Here is a 21,046-nt window from a genome sequence, read left to right as displayed (position 1 = left end):
TAGGGGCTGTTGATCTTTGTAGTATATATATTAATCAGCCCACATTGGTAGCCACATCATAGTAAATGCTAAAGCGAGCATGGAATGATAATTCCGTTCAAGCTTTTCATACCTTGTAGCTATCCCTCTATATTGTTTGATCCGACCAAAGGCATTCTCAACTAAGTGCCTATATTTGTACATGCACCAGTCAATATCTTCATTACCCACTAAACTGTTATCCTTGCGTGGAATAACGGGTGTAGCGCTATTATCACGAATAAACTCTCTTAGTTTTTCACTATCGTAGCCTTTATCTGCGACAACCACATTACTCGTTGGGCAATTGTCTACAAGTGACTCTGCATGGACGATATCATGCGTATTTCCACAGGATAATTCATAATAAACAGGCAATCCTCCGCTATCTACTGCAAGATGAATTTTAGTCGAATTGCCACCTCGACTCTTACCGATTGATTCATTGCCAGCGGTTCTTGCACCGCAACTATGCTGGTGAGCCCTGACAATACTGCCATCAATAAAGATCCAATCCATATCAGCATAGTGGGATAACACACGAAATAATTCATTCAAAATATCTTTTTTGGACCATAAATTAAATCGTCTATAGATAGCACTCCACGAGCCGAAATAAGACGGTAAATCTCGCCAAGGAATACCGGTACGCATCTTATAGAGTATGCCTTCGAGCGTTTTTCTATGCTCAGGCTTATTATAAATTCGACCACTTAAGTGCATTACTTTTGATAAGACATTCCATGTCGCGTCTGTTAACATTAATCTTGGCATGAGGGTTCGGTGTAACGTTTTTTAGCGAATTCAATTATACCTTATCCTCATGCTGTTTGTTTTTTATACCGCAAAGATCAACACGCCCTAATTACTTAGCTGTTTTAGGATAGGTATTACGTCAACACAAGCACACAATAAAATTGAGAAATTAATGAAAAAATTAGCACTCGCCTTTAGCTTTTTATTAAGCGCCCCCGTAATGGCAATTGATGTTGAACACACTGCAACCCCTATTACTATTGATGGCGTATCAGAAAGCGCATGGGATAAAGCCGCTTGGCACAACATGCCTTATTTAATGGATGGCACACTGCCATCAAACGATGCTGACTTTAAAGGGCGTTACCGTTTATTGTGGGATCAAAACTATTTATACCTACAAGCCGATATTGTGGATGACGTTTTAATAGATACACACGCCGATCCAACGTATAAATATTGGGATGACGATGCGCTTGAAGTATTTATTGATAGCGATGCATCCGGTGGTAATCATCAATTTAATCACACCGCTTTGGCGTACCATATTGGCCTTGATAACCAAGCCGCCGATTACGGACCTGATAAAAAAGCCCATTTGTATACCGACCACCTAGTTAGTAACTGGAAGCGCAACACAACAGCGCCCTTTAACATCACCTGGGAAGTAGCGATAAAACTCTACCCTAATGATTATAAAGAAGGTGCTAAAAACACCCCAATTACACTTAGCGAAAAGCAAGTAATAGGTTTTATGCTAGCGTACTGTGATAACGATGGCAGCGACGTGCGCGAGCACTTTATGGGCTCACACGAAGTACAGCCAGTAAACGGCGACAGAAACCGTGGATTTATAGATGCAGACGTATTTGGCAAAATCACCCTACTCCCTAAAAAGTAAGTTACTCCCACCAAAAAATAATTAAGTAGGTTGGGTTGAGCGAAGCGAAACCCAACGAAAAAATACCCTACCAACAAACACAGGGGCTTTGCATTATCGGCTTTTTTAAACATCCTTAAACCAACACAAACATACAATAATGTTGGTTTTAAGCTCACCTATTTTACCTCTCATTTCCTTCTCCTTGTACAAAAGATCTTTAAGTAAATGATTTACAAAGAGGTTAAGAGGCACTACGCTTTTAGAGATATTCATATATTCCTATTGAATAAGAAGTTGATAACCTTAAACGGAAAACAAGGTTCGAATATTGAAGCAACTATCACTCTAACCATAAATCGCTCTCTTTATAATTAAGGAAAGGGCTAATGCCTTTAGAGTTGTACTCTACGCATATGCTTTCGAGACTATTCTTAGCCATTTTCACAAAAAAGCCAATTGGGTAGACTAGTCTCCATGTCTTTGTGGATACTAATCCACCCATAGAGCTCAAATCGGTTACAGTTAATACTTCTTGATAATAAGGTTTAAATTCAACTCTGAAAGGCGATTCAGCACCATTGCCTAGTAATCTAAACTCGTGTGCAAGTTTATTCCGATACATGTAGAGCAAATTCTTATGAGTGAAACTCTCTGGTGATAATCTATCGAGTGTTTCTGGGGGCTTATTTTTTTGTTTCGGCCATTTATCTAAAAGTTCCTCAAAAGTTGGATCTAACTCTAACCCTTTGCTAATTGATAGCAGGCTATTTGAATTAGAAAATCTTTTCTTTTTCTCTAATTTAGCCCAAGAATTAAGGGTTAAAAATGAACTTGGTAATTGAGGGTGACTTTCTAACACACTACAGAGCTGTAATAAGCTAACTCTATTATTATGCTCCCAACCAGAGTGCTCTGATATTGTTTTTCGATATCGATGACCTACTTTATTTTCATTTGGAAAAGCAGCAATCGAGAGAGAATCAAAGACTGAGCATAATAATAGCTTAGCTGGAATACCTTGATGCCGGCGATTTGGTTTTGAAAAAGCAGCTGCAATCATGGTCCTATTATATGTTCTGAATCGAGTAACTTTTTCCTCAATCGTTTCCATTCGCTCTCTCCCATAGCAAACTGAATATAGTTTTCTAGCTTTGAAGTATCCTACTTTTACTAGCAATATTATCATCTATATCTAAAAATTAATTTTACTATTATAAATTTACCAATGCTATAGCCTTAGAGATTGCTCGCCAGTAGTGGAACTCTTAACTTTGGTATTTGGAGACTCACCAAACACAAAAAAGCCGCTGTATTTTTCAATACAGCGGCTTTTAAAATCACAATTCTAAATTAATAGATTATGCTTTAGGTCCACGACCTGCACGTTTACGTTCGTTTTCTGTAAGGTAACGCTTACGGATACGAATGTTTAGTGGAGTTACTTCAACTAGCTCGTCATCATCGATGAACTCAAGCGCTTGCTCAAGTGAGTAGTTAAGGTGTGGAGAAAGCGTTTGCGCTTCATCAGTACCAGATGCACGTACGTTAGTTAACTGCTTGCCTTTAAGGGCGTTAACTGTAAGGTCGTTATCACGGTTATGAATACCGATAACCATACCTTCGTATACTTCAACACCGTGACCGATGAATAAACGGCCGCGTTCTTGTAAGTTGAATAATGCGTTAGTAAGTGCTTTACCAGTTGCGTTTGCAATCATTACGCCGTTCTTACGAACACCGATGTCGCCACCTTTGTGAGGACCGTAATGATCGAACGTATGGTACATAAGACCAGAACCCGAAGTAAGCGTCATGAAATCAGTTTGGAAACCAATTAAACCACGGCTAGGGATCATGAAGTCTAAACGCATACGGCCTTTGCCATCTGGAGTCATGTTAGTAAGTTCACCTTTACGTAGGCCAACTTGCTCCATAACAGAACCTTGGTGCTCGTCTTGACAGTCAATAGTAACTGTTTCAAACGGTTCTTCTAGAACGCCATCTACAGTACGTAAGATAACTTCTGGACGAGAAACTGAAAGCTCGTAACCTTCACGACGCATGTTCTCGATTAAGATACCTAGGTGTAATTCACCACGACCAGAAACACGGAAGCTATCTGGGCTACCAGTATCTTCAACGCGAAGTGCTACGTTGTGTACTAATTCTTTGTCTAAACGTTCACGGATATTACGTGACGTTACAAACTTACCTTCTTTACCACAGAAAGGTGAGTTATTTACAGAGAATGTCATTGTTACAGTTGGCTCATCAACACTTAGTGGTGGTAATGCTTCAACGTTTCCTGGGAAACAAACTGTATCAGAAATCTTAAGCTCACCAATACCTGTTACAGTTACGATGTTACCAGCGTAAGCTCTTTCAGTTTCGATACGTTCAAGACCTAGGTAGCTTTGTACTGCGCCAATTTTACCATTACGTGTAGTGCCATCAGCACTGATAATAGTAACTTGTTGGTTAGGAGCAACAGAACCACGTTTAATACGACCAATACCAACTACACCAACATAAGAGTTGTAATCTAGTTGAGAAATTTGCATTTGGAAGTCACCTTCAGGATCTGCATCCGGTGGTGATACTTCGTCAACGATCATCTTGAACATAGGTTCCATGTTGTCTGATGGCTCGTCTAAATCTAGTGTTGCCCAGCCGTTGATTGCTGAAGCGTAGATTACTTTAAAATCTAACTGTTCGTCAGTTGCGCCAAGGTTGTCGAATAAATCAAAGATTTGATCCATAACCCAATCAGGACGTGAACCAGGCTTATCAATTTTATTGATAACTACGATTGGCTTTAAGCCTTGCGCGAATGCCTTTTGCGTAACGAAACGCGTTTGTGGCATTGGACCTTCTTGAGCATCAACAAGTAATAATACTGAGTCAGCCATCGAAAGTACGCGTTCAACTTCACCACCGAAATCGGCGTGTCCCGGAGTATCTACGATATTGATATGGTAGTCGTTCCAAGAAATGGCTGTGTTTTTAGCCAAAATGGTAATACCACGTTCTTTCTCAATGTCGTTTGAGTCCATCACGCGCTCTTCGTTACCGCCGCGTGTTTCTAATGTACCTGATTGCTCAAGTAGTTTGTCAACCAGTGTTGTTTTACCGTGGTCAACGTGCGCGATAATCGCTATATTTCTTAACTTTTCGATGCTCATATATTTACTCAGAGAAATTAAATTCTCATTGATCCTGCAAGATCTACGCACTCATCTGCGTTTTCACGAGATGTCCAAGCATAGGATTTAAAAGGGCGCATATTATCCCTCATTAATGACATGGATGAAAGTTTATCCAATACATATTTTAAAACTTTCTCAATACTTTCACTAAGTATCTGTTTTATATATGACATTTAGATGAATTAAATTTTGATTAATTTCAGAAAAACAGCCATTTTTGCCATTTTACAGATATTTTTGGTACTCTTTTACATTTAAGTTATGCTAATTTAGTGTGATTAAATTAGCAACAAATTACACCGTGTAAAACTTGCACCAAAAGGGACTTTTTACGCACCAATAAAGTGCACCAATTTGATCCATTTTGTAGCATCTTAATTTTTTTAATTTATAAACATATAGTTATAAAAATGGCACAAAATCAGCTTGGTAAATGCCAAAGCAATTACGCAGCAATAACAAAACCCAATAGTTGGAGGACACATGTCGCAATCGGTTTTAGATTTTATTAAAGAAAATGACGTTAAGTTCATTGATTTACGCTTTACTGACACTAAGGGTAAAGAACAACATGTATCTATTCCTCATCACCAAGTTGATGAAGACTTTTTCGAAGACGGTAAAATGTTCGATGGCTCTTCAATCGCTGGTTGGAAAGGCATAAACGAATCAGACATGGTATTAATGCCAGTTCCTGAATCAATCAAACTAGACCCTTTCACAGAAGAAACAACTTTAATCGTTCGTTGTGATGTAGTTGAGCCTTCAACTCTTCAAGGTTATGAGCGCGACCCTCGTTCAGTTGCTAAGCGCGCTGAAGAGTACATGAAGTCTACTGGTATTGCAGATACCGTTTTATTTGGTCCTGAGCCAGAGTTTTTTGTATTTGACGATGTTAAATATAAATCAGATATGTCTGGTTCAATGTACAAAATTGATTCTAAGCAAGCAGCTTGGAACTCAGATAAAGAATATGCAGATGGCAATACAGGTCATCGTCCTGGTGTTAAAGGCGGTTACTTCCCAGTTGCTCCAGTTGATGACTTCCAAGATTGGCGTTCAGCTACGTGTCTAGTTCTAGAAGAAATGGGCCAAGTAGTAGAAGCACATCACCACGAAGTAGCTACAGCGGGTCAAAACGAAATCGCTACTCGCTTTAATACAATGGTATTAAAAGCGGATGAAATTCAAGAAATGAAATATGTTATCCACAACATGGCTCACTTATACGGTAAAACAGCAACGTTTATGCCTAAGCCAGTTGTTGGTGATAACGGTTCTGGTATGCATTGCCACCAGTCACTTGCTAAAGACGGTGTAAACCTTTTTGCAGGCGACAAGTACGGCGGTCTTTCTGAAGATGCTCTTTACTACATTGGCGGCATCATCAAGCATGCTAAAGCAATTAACGCTTTTGCAAATGCATCTACTAACTCGTACAAACGTTTAGTACCAGGTTTTGAAGCACCAGTTATGCTTGCATACTCTGCACGTAACCGCTCTGCATCAATCCGTATCCCAGTGGTTCCATCTGAAAAAGGTCGTCGTATTGAAGTACGCTTCCCGGATCCAACTGCTAACCCATACCTTGCTTTCTCAGCAATGCTTATGGCTGGCCTTGATGGTATTAAAAATAAGATCCACCCTGGCGATGCAATGGATAAAGATTTATACGACTTACCAGCTGAAGAAGCAGCAGAAATTCCAACCGTTGCAGCATCACTTGACGAAGCACTATCTGCACTTAGCGCAGACCGTGAATTCTTAACTCAAGGTGGTGTATTCACTGATGATTTAATTGATGCTTACATTGGTCTTAAATCTAAAGAAGTAGAAAAGCTTAACATGACAACTCACCCAGTTGAGTTTGAAATGTACTACAGCTGTTAATTTATTAGCTGTTAAATAATGTGTGTTCTCAAGCCCGCTTTGCGGGCTTTTTTAATGGTAAATTTAATCAATCTCCACTAAAGTTAAGTTATCGTAAAAAATGCAAGGTTGCAGGGTGAATAACAAGATTTTATTACTAATAATTGCTTTAGGATTAAGTGATTATGGTTATGCTGGTGAAACAAAGATTTACGCTTGGAAAGATAAAAATGGCGTACTTGTGTTTTCAGACACACCACATAAAGGCGCGACGGAGGTAAAGCTCACGAGCCAAGATCTTACTATGCCTGCTACTAATACCGATATTTTAAACACAGAAGACCAACCTAAAAATACAGCATTTAATATTACGATTTCGTCACCAGAGCATAATCAAACTATTCGTGAAAATACGGGAACTGTTTATGTTACCAGCCGCATAACACCACGGTACGAAAGTGGATTTACAATACAACTTTTTATTGATGGTAAAGCAAACGGTCCAGCCGGCGTTGATTCAACATTTGCAATAAGAGATGTAAAGCGCGGTGAGCATACGTTACAAGTAAAACTTTTTAATAAAAACAATCAAATTATTGCCGTAAGCCAACCTTGTGTGTTTTTTATGCACAGAAAAGGCTTAACTCTAGGCAGATAAATTACAGCTTAATATTTAGGCGCCGCAGTCCATTTTACTAAAATAACTTGCCTGCAAACATTAGCGCACTAAAATGGTGCAACTATGATTAACAATGAAAATTTTAGCCCTGAGCTACTTGATGCCATTTGGCAAAATCAAACAACTGCCGTCATGCTACTCGATAAAAACTTCACCGTTGTTTATGCCAATACCAGTACGAGCGAGTTACTAGGCCTTGGTACTAAACGCTTGTTAGAACAACCTTTCGGTAGCCTTTTTAACTACCATTCAATTGATTTAAAACGCATTGAACAGTACTCGCTAATAGATGGTGTAGATTGCCAACAGCACAGAGCAGACGTGGTGTTTAGTGATTCTCGACACGCAAAAGTTGCGGTTAGTTCTAGGCGAATAAAGTTTAAAGACACTTTGTATATTTTATTAGAGTGGCGTCAAACAGATGATGAAATAAAGCACGATCAAGCATCAAATCAAATGCATCAATATCAAGCTGCACGCAATTTGATTCGTGGTCTTGCTCACGAAATAAAAAATCCTTTAGGTGGAATTCGCGGAGCGGCGCAGTTATTGCAGTATGAGGTTGATCAACAAGAAAGAGATCAATGTGCCGAGCTCATAATTGAGCAAGCAGACAGATTATGTGAATTAGTGGATAGGCTCCTTGGACCAAACCAACTACCTCAAAAATCTTATGGCAACATACATCAGACTCTGGAGTCCGTTATTAGGTTAAGCACATTAGATAATTGTTCTAATATTTGCTTAGCAAAAGATTACGACCCAAGCATTCCTGATGTGTACATTGACCAAGGTAAAATACAGCAAGTAGTACTAAATATTGTGCGCAATGCTCAGCAGGCGCTTGTAGATGGCGGTGAAATAAAAATAAAAACCCGTATAAACCATCAACATCGTCGCCCAGGAAAAGCGCCTAAAAAAGCCTTGTTGATCCAAATATCTGATAACGGACCAGGCATAGATCATAGCGTACGCGAAACATTGTTTTACCCGATGACCACTAACAAAGAAGGTGGTTCTGGGTTGGGGCTTTCTATAGCGCAAACACTCATTGATCAGCACGATGGCTACATTGAATGTGATAGCTGGCCTGGACATACTGAATTTAATATCTATCTGCCCTTTGCAGATTAATGTTTGGAGTTTGCATGAAAACAGTTTGGCTTGTAGATGATGATGCCTCAATTCGCTTTGTACTTGAAAAAGCACTAACCCGAGCAGGGTTTAACACGGAAAGCTTTGCTAATGCGCAAGATGTATTAAGTGCATTAAAATTTAGCCAACCAGCTGTTTTGGTGTCTGATGTAAAAATGCCAGGTATGGATGGCATGGCTTTACTTGAGCTTATAGCAGAGCAAAACCCTGGGTTACCGGTAATTATAATGACCGCACACTCAGATTTAGACTCAGCCGTTAATGCGTTTCAAAAAGGGGCTTTTGAGTACCTTGCTAAGCCGTTTGATTTAAACGAAGCGGTTGCTCTTGTTGAAAGCGCATTTAGAGCAAACTCCACTAAAAAAACTAAACGCAAACAAGCTCCTCCTAAAAGTGCGCACATAATTGGTGAAGCACCCGCAATGCAAGAAGTGTTCAGAGCGATAGGTAAACTATCGGCTTCTAGCATGAGCGTGCTTATTAATGGCGAATCGGGTACCGGTAAAGAGCTTGTTGCAAGTGCTCTGCATAACCATAGCCCACGTAAAGAAAATCAGTTTATTGCACTTAATATGGCAGCAATTCCTAAAGAACTTGTTGAGTCGGAGCTCTTTGGTCACGAAAAAGGTGCATTTACAGGTGCAGATAGTGTTCGTAAAGGTCGCTTTGAACAAGCCAATGGCGGAACATTATTTTTAGATGAAATTGGTGATATGCCACTCGATGTACAAACTCGCTTACTACGCGTACTTGCCGATGGTGAGTTTTATCGCGTTGGTGGGCATCAAAGTATAAAAGTAGATGTGCGTATTATTGCAGCTACACACCAAAATCTTGAAGACTTAGTAAAACAAGGGAAGTTTAGGGACGATTTGTTTCATCGCCTAAACGTAGTGCGTCTTCGCTTGCCAGCCCTTCGTGAACGTACCGAAGATATTGAACGCTTATCACAGCACTTTTTACACAAAAGCGCCAAAGACCTACAAGTAGAAAGCAAAGTACTTAGCCCTAAAGCCACCGAACAATTACGTTTATTTAATTGGCCTGGCAATGTACGCCAGCTCGAAAACACTTGCCGCTGGCTTACTGTGATGGCTCCTGGGGAACTTGTTACCGAACAAGACTTACCGCCAGAGATTCTTGATGCTGCACCAAGCCAAGAAGAAGGTGACTGGTTAGATGCATTTCAGCAATGGCTTAATCAAGAGCTTAAGCACGGAAAAGAAAATATCTGGCCTGATATTCAAGCACAATTAGAAACACGCTTAATTAAAACAGCATTAGCTAATTGCTCTGGCCACAAACAAGATGCTGCAATAAAAATTGGTTGGGGACGCAACACGTTGACCCGAAAATTAAAAGAGCGCAATATTAGTTAATTAAACGCTTTTAACAAATTTGGTTATTGATGAAGCTAATAGAACATATTCCTTTATTTAAACAAATGGAAATTATAAACAGGCTGCACTTTTTTAAAGAATTTACGCTTAACGAGCGCCAAGTATTATTGGAGTCGTTCGGCCTGTTGTATTTAGTAAGCCAGCACCAGTTTTTATTTAAGCAATACGATAACGACAAGCGCTTGTACATTGTACTTAGCGGCGCGTTATTAGTATTTAAGCATAACCATTTACTGGAGCTTGGTACTATAGAGCCTGGTGAATTTATAGGTGAAGGCGCCTTTATAAATAATCGAGAGCGCAGTACTAGCGCACGCGCCAAGACCGACACCATAGTACTCGCTATTACCCCTGAAGCCCTCACTCGTTTACCTAATGTGATCCGCGAAAAAATTAAAGACCGAATTATAGAGGGAATGAGTCTGCGTATTGCAAAACTTAGTGAACATATAGAAACTAACGGTTAACTCTATCACTCAGTCCATATAAACAATTTGTAGTGAGCAATTAAGCCAATCTGGTTTGTCTACATGCGCATTATAGGTAAAAGTATCTGACGGTTTTTGACCAAAGGGTGTGCTTATATTAGGTGTGATATGCGTATACGATTGCGACGTATTTTGATAATAAATAACTAAATACTGTTTAAAAAGCTCCCAATTCAAAAACGTTTTTACACCACTTGGTAATGTAAATTGAGCCTTTTTTTCGTTAAATGAAACACGCATATTATTATATTTATCGTTTGAGCAGCCCGTTGTAAGCATAATATTTGGCATGCTCAGAAGAGTGCTTTTAGAAGTCGACCGTAAATAAAAACCTATATTCCCATTAGTGTAATGATGATTATCTGCCGAGCTGTAAACAATGTCAGGTTTAAACCCCATACTCTGTATTATTAGCGTTAACTGTTCTAACTGTCCGTTATCAACGTTTTTATAAGGCACAATTAACGTCGCATCTTGATACGCTTTTGGTATTGCAATGCTTTGATATTGATAAGGTAAGGTTTGAGCAGCTAGTTTAGTTTCTAGCTGCTGCTTTTGGTTTGCACTCAATGCTTGCGTATAAACATACACAGTGGGCTGCTGACACGCACTTAATAAAATGACTAAGCACGCTAAAAGTATATTTTTCATCATCAACCTCGAATAGATTACACTTGTAGTCTATTCGGTTTTCGATAAATAGCAAATCAGTTAATTTGGTTATCTAACCAAGCATCAACACTTTTACGAGTATATAAAACTTCTTTAAATAAACGATGGCGCTCGAATTCAAGTATCGATTTTCTATTGGTAACACCGCTTATTAACCGACTATGATAATCATTAAATTTTGAAATCACTGAAAAACCACGTTCAGCATCTTCTTTTTGCTCTTTTACCTGAGTACTAAGGTGCGACCTTACATCATCTGCAGTTAACATATCTGAATTATCTAAGCCCATTAGCTCTTTTTTCATTGCTAATCTTACGCCCATTTCCTACTCCACTTAATGAAAACTATTTAATCCGCCAGAGTTTTAGCAATTAGCGAGCCATACGTAAAATTGATTGCAACAAAGCTTAACCTTCAATTGCTTCAGTTTTTTTAAAGACAGATAAAATACATAAAAACTTTCATAACTATTTACGTATTACGTTTAGTTAAAGTTACTTGCTTTGGTGCAAAAGTAGCTGCAAGCCTTTATACTACAGCTTGTGCGTTACCCCACCGAGAGCAAATATGAACGAAGAATATATAGAAATAGAATTAGAAGAAGAGCCAATTGAACTCTGCAAATTACTAAAAGTACTAAACTTAGTTGAAGGTGGCGGCCAAGCTAAAAACCTAATTACTGAAGGCTATGTGGGTGTTAACCATGAAATTTGTACAATAAAGCGGAAAAAATTATACAGTGGCGATGTATTAGAATTTGATGGTGAGTTTTTTCAACTTGCGTTAAATGAAGATGCAGTGCCTGCAGAAAAACCTGCTGTGCAGACTCAAACTGAGGCAAAGCAAGCTGCATCACAACCAGTAAGCCAGCCTGCTAAAAGTAAACGTAAGCGAATTAAAAAGCCAAAGGTAGATGATAAAACAGGTCGTCGTCCTATTTCGTTTGGCTAAGTATTTAAAGTCCTCTTTTTATATAAAAAGGTCAACTTGTTAAGTTGGCCTTTTTACTCTTTAATAACCTAGTTAATAACAATAAAAACAAGGTTACAAAATGTCTGCCACACCACCTAAAAATTGGTTTAAACCTACGGTATGGGCCGCTCTAATGTGGAACTTACTTGGCGTTATTGCATTTATTATACAAATGATGATGACACCAGAAATGATAAGTAAACTACCTTTAGATCAACAAGCTGCATACTCTAATATTCCTATTTGGTCTACAATCGCATTTGCTATTGCTGTATTAGGAGGTACTTTGGGTTGTCTTTTTTTACTTGCTAAAAACTCGTTAGCAGCTCCCACTTTTACGCTATCGCTCGGCGCTATTTTAATTCAACAATATTATAATTTTGTGGTCATAAACAGTATTGAGCTACTTGGCGCAAGTGCGGTATTTATGCCTATATTTGTAATTATAATTGCTGTAGCTCTGCTTTATTTAAGTATTAAGGCTAAGCAACAAGGTTGGTTACAATAATTAATATGGGTCGAAATAGCTTTTGGCCCTTTTATCCTCTTTTAAATTCCCCTTGAAATTAAAGTTTTTAGCATCATCTCTACTATATTAACTGTATAAAATTCGTTCTCTAAACGCGATTTTTTACACTGGTATGTACTTTGCAACTCGAACATTACAGAGGTCACTCTTCAAAGCATTTTTCTAATTCATAAAGGGGCAAATAATGAATAATAGTTTCGATACCCAGCATCAGCTTACAATTAATGGTGAGCAATATCACATTCATTCTCTAAAAGGACTTGGCGACAAAGCGAAACGATTGCCATTTTCTTTAAAAGTATTACTTGAAAACCTTCTTCGTAACGAAGATGGCGCAAATATTAAAGAACAAGACATTCAAGCGCTCCTTGACTGGGATTCTCAAGCAAAACCTGCATCTGAAGTAGCCTTTACCCCTGCCCGCGTTGTTATGCAAGATTTTACTGGCGTACCTGCTATTGTTGATTTAGCCGCAATGCGTGACGCAATGGAAAAACTAGGTGGCGATCCTGCAAAAATAAATCCGTTATCTCCTGCTGAGCTTGTTATTGATCACTCGGTACAAGTAGATGGTTATGGTAACGATGGTGCTTTTGATTTAAATGCAAAACTAGAATACGACCGAAATAAAGAACGTTACGAATTTTTACGCTGGGGACAAACCGCTTTTGATAATTTAAAAGTAGTGCCACCAGCAACCGGTATTGTTCACCAAGTAAATTTAGAATACTTAGCGCGTGTTGTTTTTAATGAAGACCGCGATGGCAAAAAGTTCGCTTACCCAGATACACTCGTAGGTACCGACTCTCACACAACCATGATAAATGGCTTAGGTGTACTTGGTTGGGGTGTAGGCGGCATTGAAGCCGAAGCGGCTATGCTTGGTCAACCAATCAGTTTACTCATTCCACAAGTAGTGGGTATGAAGCTAAGCGGCCGCTTACCTGAGGGCACGACCGCAACCGATTTAGTATTAACAGTAACCGAGATACTACGTAACCATGGCGTAGTGGGTAAATTTGTAGAGTTTTATGGTGACGGCCTTGCCGATCTACCACTTGCAGACAGAGCAACCATAGCGAATATGGCACCAGAATACGGCGCTACGTGTGGTATTTTCCCGATTGATGATGAAACAATCAGCTATTTACGTTTAACAAATCGCGATGAAAGTCATCTTAAGTTAATTGAAGATTACGCCAAACATCAAGGTTTATGGCGTAATGATGGTGACGAAGCCAACTATACCGATACACTCGAGCTTAAATTAGGTGATGTTGTACCAAGCCTTGCGGGTCCTAAGCGACCACAAGATAGAATCTCCCTAAACAAGGCTGGTGAAGTGATTAGCCAGCATTTAAAAAACTTTCAAGATGAACGTATGGCTCGTCGTGATAATAGCGATGAAGAACAAGCTCGTATCGAAGGCGAAGGCCCAACAACAAACCCAGATGAACCTGTAAATGAAGCACAATTTATGGGCGCCGCTAAAGTTAAATTTAAAGGACAAGAGTTTGAGCTAAACGATGGTGCTTGCGTTATTGCCGCGATTACCAGTTGTACTAACACCTCTAATCCGAGTGTAATTTTAGCCGCAGGCTTGGTTGCTAAAAAAGCAAAGCAGTTAGGTATTAATGTAAAACCTTGGGTTAAAACATCACTTGCTCCAGGTTCTAAAGTTGTTACCGACTACCTAGAAAAAGCCGGCTTAATGGACGACTTAGAAAGCTTAGGCTTTAACTTAGTTGGCTATGGTTGTACTACCTGTATTGGTAACTCAGGCCCACTAGCGACTGAAATATCAGATGCGATTCAAAAGCATAAATTAGTAGTTAGCTCTATTTTATCGGGTAACCGTAACTTTGAAGGTCGTATTCACCAAGATGTTAAAATGAACTTTTTAGCCTCACCTCCACTTGTTGTAGCCTATGCCATTGCAGGCAGAACCGACATTGACGTATACAACGAACCACTTGCGCAAGATGCTAACGGTAACGACATTTACCTTAAAAACATTTGGCCAAGCGTTAAAGAAGTGAGCGACCTAGTTAAAGAAACAGTTACTAAAGAGATGTTTGAAAAAAGCTACGCTAACGTTTACGAAGGCGATAGCCGCTGGCAGCAAATTCAAATACCCGATGGTAAACTTTATGATTGGGATGACGCATCTACCTACATTAAAAAAGCACCCTTTTTTGATGGTATGAAAGTTGAACCGCCGGGCATTCCAACTATTGAGGGTGCACGTTGTTTAGCTAAGCTTGGGGATTCAGTAACCACTGATCATATTTCTCCAGCGGGTGCTATTAAAGCGGATGCGCCAGCGGGTTTGTATTTGCAAGAAAATGGCGTAGATAAAGCGCAGTTTAACTCCTACGGCTCACGCCGTGGTAATCACGAAGTAATGATGCGCGGCACATTTGCTAATGTGCGTCTTAAAAACTTACTAGCACCTGGAACTGAAGGCGGGGTAACACGTACTCAGCCTGGCGATACGCTAGAGAGTATTTATGATGCTGCAATGGAGTATCAAAAAAATAATACGCCTCTTATTATTTTAGCGGGCAAAGAATACGGCACGGGGTCGTCTCGTGACTGGGCTGCTAAAGGCTCACTTTTATTAGGTGTTAAAGCCGTTGTAGCACAAAGCTACGAACGTATTCATCGCTCTAATTTAATTGGTATGGGTGTACTACCTCTGCAATTTAAAGAAGGTGAAAGCTATGAGTCACATGGGTTAACCGGTCAAGAGCAATTTGATATTGATGGCTTGTATGATAAAACCGATGAAGTAACCGTTATTGCAACCAATGCAGAAGGTAAAAAAGTTAGCCTGAGTGCCGATGTACGTATTGATACCCCTAAAGAGTGGGATTACTACAAACATGGCGGTATTTTACAATATGTACTGCGTAATATGCTCGACTAACAAACGCTGTAGTTAATACATTTAAAAGCCCAGTTTAGTAATAAGCTGGGCTTTTTTATTTGTGCTGTTTGTTGTCTTAAATCAATGCCAAGTATTTAAAGCCTGTCTACAATAAGGTTACTCTTAGCGAGGTGACTATGTCGCAAATAATGATAATTAGGCTGCTTAAAACATCAATAGTGCTTGGGTTGTGCCTTATTGTGACTGGTCACACTTTAATTGTGTCGAGTTACTTCACTGTAGATCATGGTATTAAAGGAATAATTATAGCGGCAGCATGTATTGCTATAGGCGTGTTGTTGTCACTTCCTACTAAAATATATTTAACAGTCTTATTAATGGAAGCCGAAAAACGTTATTTAAAAAACCATAAAAGCACTCACTCTAAATAGTTAAAGCGCACTTAAATTGTTTATTTCTTTATTACGCTTCTCTAGTTTTTCTTTTACGTTTTCGGCGTCTTTAAATAGCTTTTTAACCGTGTCTGGATTAAAAATACTTACTGTTTCTGATGCGTCTTCATCGTTTGATTTTTTTGATTTGCTGTTTAAAATTGAGGTGTCTGCTGCGGCAATAACGGTAATATCTTTAGGATCTAGTTTTAATTCAATACTATTCCCGTTCGGGTTTGGCGTATCGGAATAATTCCACTCACCGTTTTTACCCTGCCACTTATAAATTTTACCACTAGGTACCATTGATGGAATGGGTTCGTCTGAAATACTGCTCGCTATTTTATCACCTGCCTGCTTTACACCTTGCATTGCTTGATCAAATATACTGCTGGATAGTGCGGTTATTTTTTCTTTAATTTGGTGTGAGTCATTACTAATTGATGCAGTGGAAAGCCATGTTTTACCGTCTGGTTTTTTTAGATAAAACAAAGAAATGACAGCAATAACCATGACTGATATTGCTAAATAGGTAAAGTATTTCATAGCGTTCCTGCTTTAGTTAATCCTTTATTCTATTGAGTCTAATAAAAAACCTGTGATCTGGCAATTTTTTTGTAATAAAAACGCAGCCTTAGCTGCGTTTTTGTTTATTTTTTTACTGACAAAAATATTATCAAATACCATCGCCATCAATGTGTAATCCACATTCTCGATTTAAACCAAAAAAGCGGGTTTCTTCTTCGCTCATTCCTGGCTCTAATTTACGCGTTGTATGTACATCACCCATCGACACATAACCTTGCTCCCATAATGGGTGATAAGGTAAGTCGTGCTTTGTAAGGTACTGATATACATCACGGTTAGACCATTCAATAATCGGATACACTTTAACGGTGCCACGGCTAATCTCTACAAATTGCTTATCGGCACGAGTAGATGATTGGTCGCGGCGTAAACCGCTAAACCAAGTACCCGCATCAATATCCTTTAACGCGCGGGTCATTGGCTCTACTTTATTAAGCTGATTATATTGCTTAATACCGCCTTCGCCTTGCTCCCATAATTTACCAAATTTAGCTTCTTGCCATGCTGGGCTAAGTTGCGCTTTATACACTTTTAAATTTAGTGATAAACGTTCGCTCATTTGCTCAATAAAATGATAAGTTTCTGGAAATAAATAACCTGTATCAGTTAATACTACTGGGATATCTGGACGCTGCGATGTCATTAAATGCAGCATTACAGCTGCTTGAATACCAAAGCTAGATGATAAAAAAGCCGTATTTGGCAAATTATCAAGCGCCCAAGTTACACGCTGCTCGGCGCTCATGTTAGCTAGTAAACCATTAGCATCAGCTAACATAGCCGTTTGGCTTTGCTTATCTAGCTGTAAAATGTTTTTAAATTCACTCATGGTAAATTTCAAGCCTCACCAACGCTTCGCGCTGGTATTAAATTATGCGTGAAAATCGGTTACTGATACTTTTACTTCAGCAACAATGCCTTTGCGGATAACAAAGTCACCAAAACATTCACCCTCGTTACGCTCTTTAGCCCATTGACCAATTAGCTTATCGAATGCCTCTAAGTAAACATCTTCGCCTACGTTCTCAAGGTACAATTTAGGAATACGTGTACCTTCTAAATTGCCACCTAAGTACACGTTATACTTACCAGGTCCTTTACCTACTAAACCAGCTTCTGCAAGAAGTGCACGACCACACCCATTAGGGCACCCTACAACGCGCATTATAATGCTGTCGTTTGGTATTCCGTGCTTAGCAAGTAGTGCCTCGGTTTTTTCAATTAAACTTGGTAGGTAACGCTCTGCTTCTGCCATTGCAAGCGGACACGTTGGCAGTGAAACACAAGCCATAGAGTTTTTACGCTGCTGCGAATCTGTGTCGTCAATTAAGCCATGGCTACGTGCAATCTCTTCAATCACAGCTTTTTGATCTGCAGGTACGCCAGCAATAATTAAGTTTTGGTTTGCCGTCATACGCATATCACCTTGGTGAACCTCTGCAATTTTACGACAACCTGTTTTAAGCGGTTTACCTGGGTAGTCTAAAATACGACCACTTTGAATGAACAACGTTAAATGGTGCTTACCATCAATGCCTTCAACCCAACCAATACGATCACCTCGGTGAGTAAACTCAAACGGGCGACTTGGTGCAAACGTAACACCTGAGCGCGCTTCTACTTCGGCTTTAAATACATCAACACCTACACGGTCTAATGTATATTTAGTTTTTGCATTTTTACGATTTGAACGATTACCCCAATCACGCTGTACAGATACAACATGCTCTGCAATTTTTAAGGTATCGTCTAATGTGATAAAGCCAAAGTCATCTGCTTTACGCGGATACGTTGCAGTATCGCCATGCGTCATAGCTAAGCCACCACCCACTAACACGTTAAAACCAACTAGCTTGCCGTTTTCAGCAATAGCTACAAAGTTTAAATCGTTAGCGTGTATATCAACTTCGTTATTAGGCGGAATTGTTACCGTTGTTTTAAACTTACGCGGTAAATAGTTAGAACCTAAAATTGGCTCTTCAGTGGTTTCTGCTTTTTCGCCATTTAACCAAATTTCAGCATACGCTTTAGTTTTTGGTAATAAGTGTTCAGAAATTTTTGCAGCCCAATCATAAGCTTCTTGATGTAACTCAGATTCAACAGGGTTCGTTGTACAAAGTACATTACGGTTAACGTCACCTGCTGTAGCAATAGAGTCTATGCCTACGCTATCAAGCATTTGGTGCATGCCTTTAATATTTGGCTTTAACACTCCATGAAACTGAAATGTTTGACGCGTAGTTAAACGAATACTGCCATAGCTTGTTTTGTCATCCGCAAACTTGTCGATTGCTAACCACTGCTCTGGCTTAATAATACCGCCAGGCATACGTGCGCGTAACATTACATTATGTAGCGGCTCTAGCTTTTGCTTAGCGCGTTCACCGCGTATATCGCGGTCATCTTGTTGATACATGCCATGAAAACGAATTAGCTGAAAGTTATCGGCAGTGAAACCACCGGTAATTTCGTCTTTTAAATCTTTTTCTATGGTGCCACGTAAAAAGTTACTTTCTCTTTTCAAACGTTCGTTATCAGAAAGTTTTACGTTTTTATCTTGTTCGCTCATTTTAAATCCTAAATTTGTTACAGTGACGGCTGTTAGCTGTTAAATAAAATAAGAAACGTGATTAATACACGTCTTTCTGATAGCGATTTGCGCTACGTAAATCTTTTAAATATTGCTCTGCGTCTTCATTGCTCTTGCCTGTGTTTTCTTTGATGATATCAACCAAGGCATTGTGTACATCTTTTGCCATACGATTTGCATCACCACAAATATAAAGGTGAGCGCCAGCTTCTAGCCACTCAAACACATCTTTACTGTTACTGCGTAACTTGTCTTGTACGTATACTTTTTGGGCTTGGTCGCGGCTAAATGCAACATCTACTTTATTGAGCAAACCTGACTTTAAATAACCCTGTATTTCTACCTGGTATAAAAAGTCTTGGGTGAAATGTGGGTTACCAAAAAACAACCAGTTTTTGCCTTGTGCTTCACGCGAATCACGCTCTTGTAAAAATGCACGGAACGGCGCAATCCCCGTTCCCGGACCAATCATGATCACTGGCGTATCATCGTTAGTTGGCAGGCGGAAGTTGTCATTGTGTTCGCTAAATACTTTAACTTTACAACCCTCTTCTGCACGGCGAGTTAAGTAACCAGTACAGCCACCTAAATGCTCACTATCAAATGCATCAAATTCAACTAAGCCTAGAGTTAAATGTACTTCGTCTTCAACCTCGCTTTGGCTAGATGCAATAGAGTACAAACGAGCTTGTAGCTTACGTAGGCAATCTACTAATGTTTGTGCATCAAGCTTTGCTGGGTTTTGACGAATGACATCAAATATTTGACGAGGTTCGATATACGCACGCATTGCGGTTTTATCTTCCACAAGCTTTAATAATTCAGGCGTGCCCGTTGCTACTGCGTATTTTTCTACAAAGCCTGGGTATGATTGAGTAAGCTCTAGTTTTTCAATCAATGCATCACGCACGTTTAGCTCATCATTACCTACTATTACAACGCTAGCCGCATCAATTTGAGTGAGTGCAAGTACTTCATCAACTAGTACATCATCATTTAAAAAGTACACACCTAACGAGTCGCCAGGAGTATAAGTAATGTCTGAACCTTCGAGTGAAATTTCAACATGGCGTACATCTTTAGTAGAGTCGCGACCCGTGATTTTTTGTACTGTTAATAACTCGGCTTCAAATGGGTTTTGTTTTGTATATTGGCTTGAAGCGGTAGTTGGTGTACCAAAAGGCATAGCTAAAGTTTGACCGCCAGCTGCATCTTGTTGCGCTTTTAAATCAGGTTCAAATGCATCAAGTGCACCTGCTATCCACGTTGCCGCTTCATCTTCGTAATCTACATCTAAATCGGCACGTTGATATATAGACTCTGCGCCTAACTTATTTAAGCGCTCTTCAAAGTCTTTTGCCGTTTGACAGAAGAACTCATAGCTCGAATCACCCAAACCGATAACAGCTATTTTTACGCCATCTAATTTAGGTGCTTTTTTAGTCGCTAAAAATTCGTGCAGTGTTTCACCGTCTTCAGGTGGCTCGCCTTCACCGTATGTAGATACAACAATAGTTAAAAACTTTTCTTTTTTCAGGGCTGTTGGTTTGTAATCAGACATGCTAACTAATTTTACAGCTAAGCCACGCGACTCAGCTTGCTCTTTCATCTTAGCTGCTACACCTTTTGCATTACCTGTTTGCGAACCATATAAAATGGTTAGCGGTGCGGCATCGCTTGCTGCTGGTGCACCTGTTGTAACGCCACCTAATGCAGCTGAATTAGCATTTGCAGCTAAGTAACCACTTACCCACGCTTGCTGAATTGGATTTAGTTCAGCCACTAAGCCTTGCAGCTTTTGTACTTGATCTTGCGATAGCGGGCTTGCCGCAGCATTTAGTTGACCTAACAACATGAATCGATTCCCCATAACCCTGAAAATTAGACACAATGCATTTTTAGCATTGTTAAAAATGAGC

General features: G+C 39.5%; 19 protein-coding genes. 10 read left to right on the top strand and 9 right to left on the bottom strand.

Annotation, left to right across the window (positions count from 1 at the left end):
* Nucleotides 1-30 precede the first annotated feature (30 nt).
* Complete coding sequence (locus tag L647_RS0122695; RefSeq protein ID WP_024611512.1) at nt 31-792, bottom strand: IS5 family transposase; 762 nt, start codon at nt 790-792, stop codon at nt 31-33.
* Between the two features lie 154 nt (nt 793-946).
* On the opposite strand from L647_RS0122695, the gene L647_RS0122690 reads away from it, so the two are divergent.
* Nucleotides 947-1,675 carry a CBM9 family sugar-binding protein gene (locus L647_RS0122690; protein WP_024613033.1) on the top strand — a complete coding sequence of 243 codons (729 nt, stop codon included), beginning with the start codon at nt 947-949 and terminating at the stop codon, nt 1,673-1,675.
* A gap of 322 nt (nt 1,676-1,997) precedes the next feature.
* Here the strand turns inward: L647_RS0122690 and L647_RS0122680 are convergent, their stop codons facing one another.
* A complete protein-coding gene (locus L647_RS0122680) occupies nt 1,998-2,768 on the bottom strand; it encodes a hypothetical protein (RefSeq protein ID WP_024613032.1) in 771 nt (256 codons plus the stop codon).
* A 247-nt stretch (nt 2,769-3,015) separates the two neighbouring features.
* Nucleotides 3,016-4,839, bottom strand: coding sequence for a translational GTPase TypA (gene typA / locus L647_RS0122675; protein WP_024613031.1), 1,824 nt, complete (start codon nt 4,837-4,839; stop codon nt 3,016-3,018).
* Between the two features lie 507 nt (nt 4,840-5,346).
* Here typA and glnA point away from each other — a divergent pair.
* The 5 genes from glnA (at nt 5,347) to L647_RS0122650 (ending at nt 10,433) form a co-directional block, all read left to right on the top strand.
* Nucleotides 5,347-6,753, top strand: coding sequence for a glutamate--ammonia ligase (gene glnA / locus L647_RS0122670; RefSeq protein WP_024613030.1), 1,407 nt, complete (start codon nt 5,347-5,349; stop codon nt 6,751-6,753).
* A gap of 115 nt (nt 6,754-6,868) precedes the next feature.
* Nucleotides 6,869-7,390 carry a DUF4124 domain-containing protein gene (locus L647_RS0122665; protein WP_024613029.1) on the top strand — a complete coding sequence of 174 codons (522 nt, stop codon included), beginning with the start codon at nt 6,869-6,871 and terminating at the stop codon, nt 7,388-7,390.
* An 84-nt stretch (nt 7,391-7,474) separates the two neighbouring features.
* Complete coding sequence (glnL, locus tag L647_RS0122660; protein ID WP_024613028.1) at nt 7,475-8,545, top strand: nitrogen regulation protein NR(II); 1,071 nt, start codon at nt 7,475-7,477, stop codon at nt 8,543-8,545.
* 14 nt (nt 8,546-8,559) lie between these two features.
* Nucleotides 8,560-9,945, top strand: coding sequence for a nitrogen regulation protein NR(I) (ntrC, locus tag L647_RS0122655; protein ID WP_024613027.1), 1,386 nt, complete (start codon nt 8,560-8,562; stop codon nt 9,943-9,945).
* Between the two features lie 29 nt (nt 9,946-9,974).
* Nucleotides 9,975-10,433 (top strand): cyclic nucleotide-binding domain-containing protein, encoded by a 459-nt coding sequence (locus L647_RS0122650; RefSeq protein ID WP_024613026.1) that lies wholly within the window; start codon nt 9,975-9,977, stop codon nt 10,431-10,433.
* Nucleotides 10,434-10,442: 9 nt separating this feature from the next.
* Here the strand turns inward: L647_RS0122650 and L647_RS0122645 are convergent, their stop codons facing one another.
* Both L647_RS0122645 and L647_RS0122640 read right to left on the bottom strand, forming a co-directional pair.
* Nucleotides 10,443-11,105 carry a hypothetical protein gene (locus L647_RS0122645; RefSeq protein WP_024613025.1) on the bottom strand — a complete coding sequence of 221 codons (663 nt, stop codon included), beginning with the start codon at nt 11,103-11,105 and terminating at the stop codon, nt 10,443-10,445.
* A gap of 56 nt (nt 11,106-11,161) precedes the next feature.
* Entirely contained in the window at nt 11,162-11,449 is a 288-nt protein-coding gene (locus tag L647_RS0122640; RefSeq protein ID WP_024613024.1) for a hypothetical protein, read from the bottom strand.
* A gap of 245 nt (nt 11,450-11,694) precedes the next feature.
* On the opposite strand from L647_RS0122640, the gene L647_RS0122635 reads away from it, so the two are divergent.
* The 4 genes from L647_RS0122635 to L647_RS0122620 all read left to right on the top strand — a co-directional run bounded on the left by L647_RS0122635 (nt 11,695) and on the right by L647_RS0122620 (nt 15,949).
* Nucleotides 11,695-12,078 carry an RNA-binding S4 domain-containing protein gene (locus L647_RS0122635; RefSeq protein ID WP_024613023.1) on the top strand — a complete coding sequence of 128 codons (384 nt, stop codon included), beginning with the start codon at nt 11,695-11,697 and terminating at the stop codon, nt 12,076-12,078.
* A gap of 100 nt (nt 12,079-12,178) precedes the next feature.
* The gene (locus tag L647_RS0122630; RefSeq protein WP_024613022.1) at nt 12,179-12,607 is read left to right on the top strand and encodes a hypothetical protein; all 429 of its coding nucleotides are present in this window, start codon (nt 12,179-12,181) and stop codon (nt 12,605-12,607) included.
* Nucleotides 12,608-12,812: 205 nt separating this feature from the next.
* Complete coding sequence (gene acnA, locus L647_RS0122625; RefSeq protein ID WP_024613021.1) at nt 12,813-15,557, top strand: aconitate hydratase AcnA; 2,745 nt, start codon at nt 12,813-12,815, stop codon at nt 15,555-15,557.
* A 137-nt stretch (nt 15,558-15,694) separates the two neighbouring features.
* Nucleotides 15,695-15,949 (top strand): hypothetical protein, encoded by a 255-nt coding sequence (locus tag L647_RS0122620; protein WP_024613020.1) that lies wholly within the window; start codon nt 15,695-15,697, stop codon nt 15,947-15,949.
* On the opposite strand, the gene L647_RS0122615 is transcribed toward L647_RS0122620, so the two are convergent.
* The 4 genes from L647_RS0122615 to L647_RS0122595 form a co-directional block, all read right to left on the bottom strand.
* Nucleotides 15,950-16,495 carry a DUF4124 domain-containing protein gene (locus L647_RS0122615; protein ID WP_024613019.1) on the bottom strand — a complete coding sequence of 182 codons (546 nt, stop codon included), beginning with the start codon at nt 16,493-16,495 and terminating at the stop codon, nt 15,950-15,952. It lies immediately after the preceding gene.
* Nucleotides 16,496-16,625: 130 nt separating this feature from the next.
* The gene (locus L647_RS0122605) at nt 16,626-17,366 is read right to left on the bottom strand and encodes a phosphoadenylyl-sulfate reductase (RefSeq protein ID WP_024613018.1); all 741 of its coding nucleotides are present in this window, start codon (nt 17,364-17,366) and stop codon (nt 16,626-16,628) included.
* Between the two features lie 42 nt (nt 17,367-17,408).
* Nucleotides 17,409-19,106, bottom strand: coding sequence for an assimilatory sulfite reductase (NADPH) hemoprotein subunit (gene cysI / locus L647_RS0122600; RefSeq protein WP_024613017.1), 1,698 nt, complete (start codon nt 19,104-19,106; stop codon nt 17,409-17,411).
* Between the two features lie 61 nt (nt 19,107-19,167).
* Nucleotides 19,168-20,982 carry an assimilatory sulfite reductase (NADPH) flavoprotein subunit gene (locus tag L647_RS0122595; protein ID WP_024613016.1) on the bottom strand — a complete coding sequence of 605 codons (1,815 nt, stop codon included), beginning with the start codon at nt 20,980-20,982 and terminating at the stop codon, nt 19,168-19,170.
* Nucleotides 20,983-21,046: the final 64 nt, after the last annotated feature.

The organism is Pseudoalteromonas sp. TB64, assembly GCF_000498095.1.
GTDB lineage: Bacteria > Pseudomonadota > Gammaproteobacteria > Enterobacterales > Alteromonadaceae > Pseudoalteromonas.
This window is presented reverse-complemented; position numbering and strand designations above follow the sequence as displayed.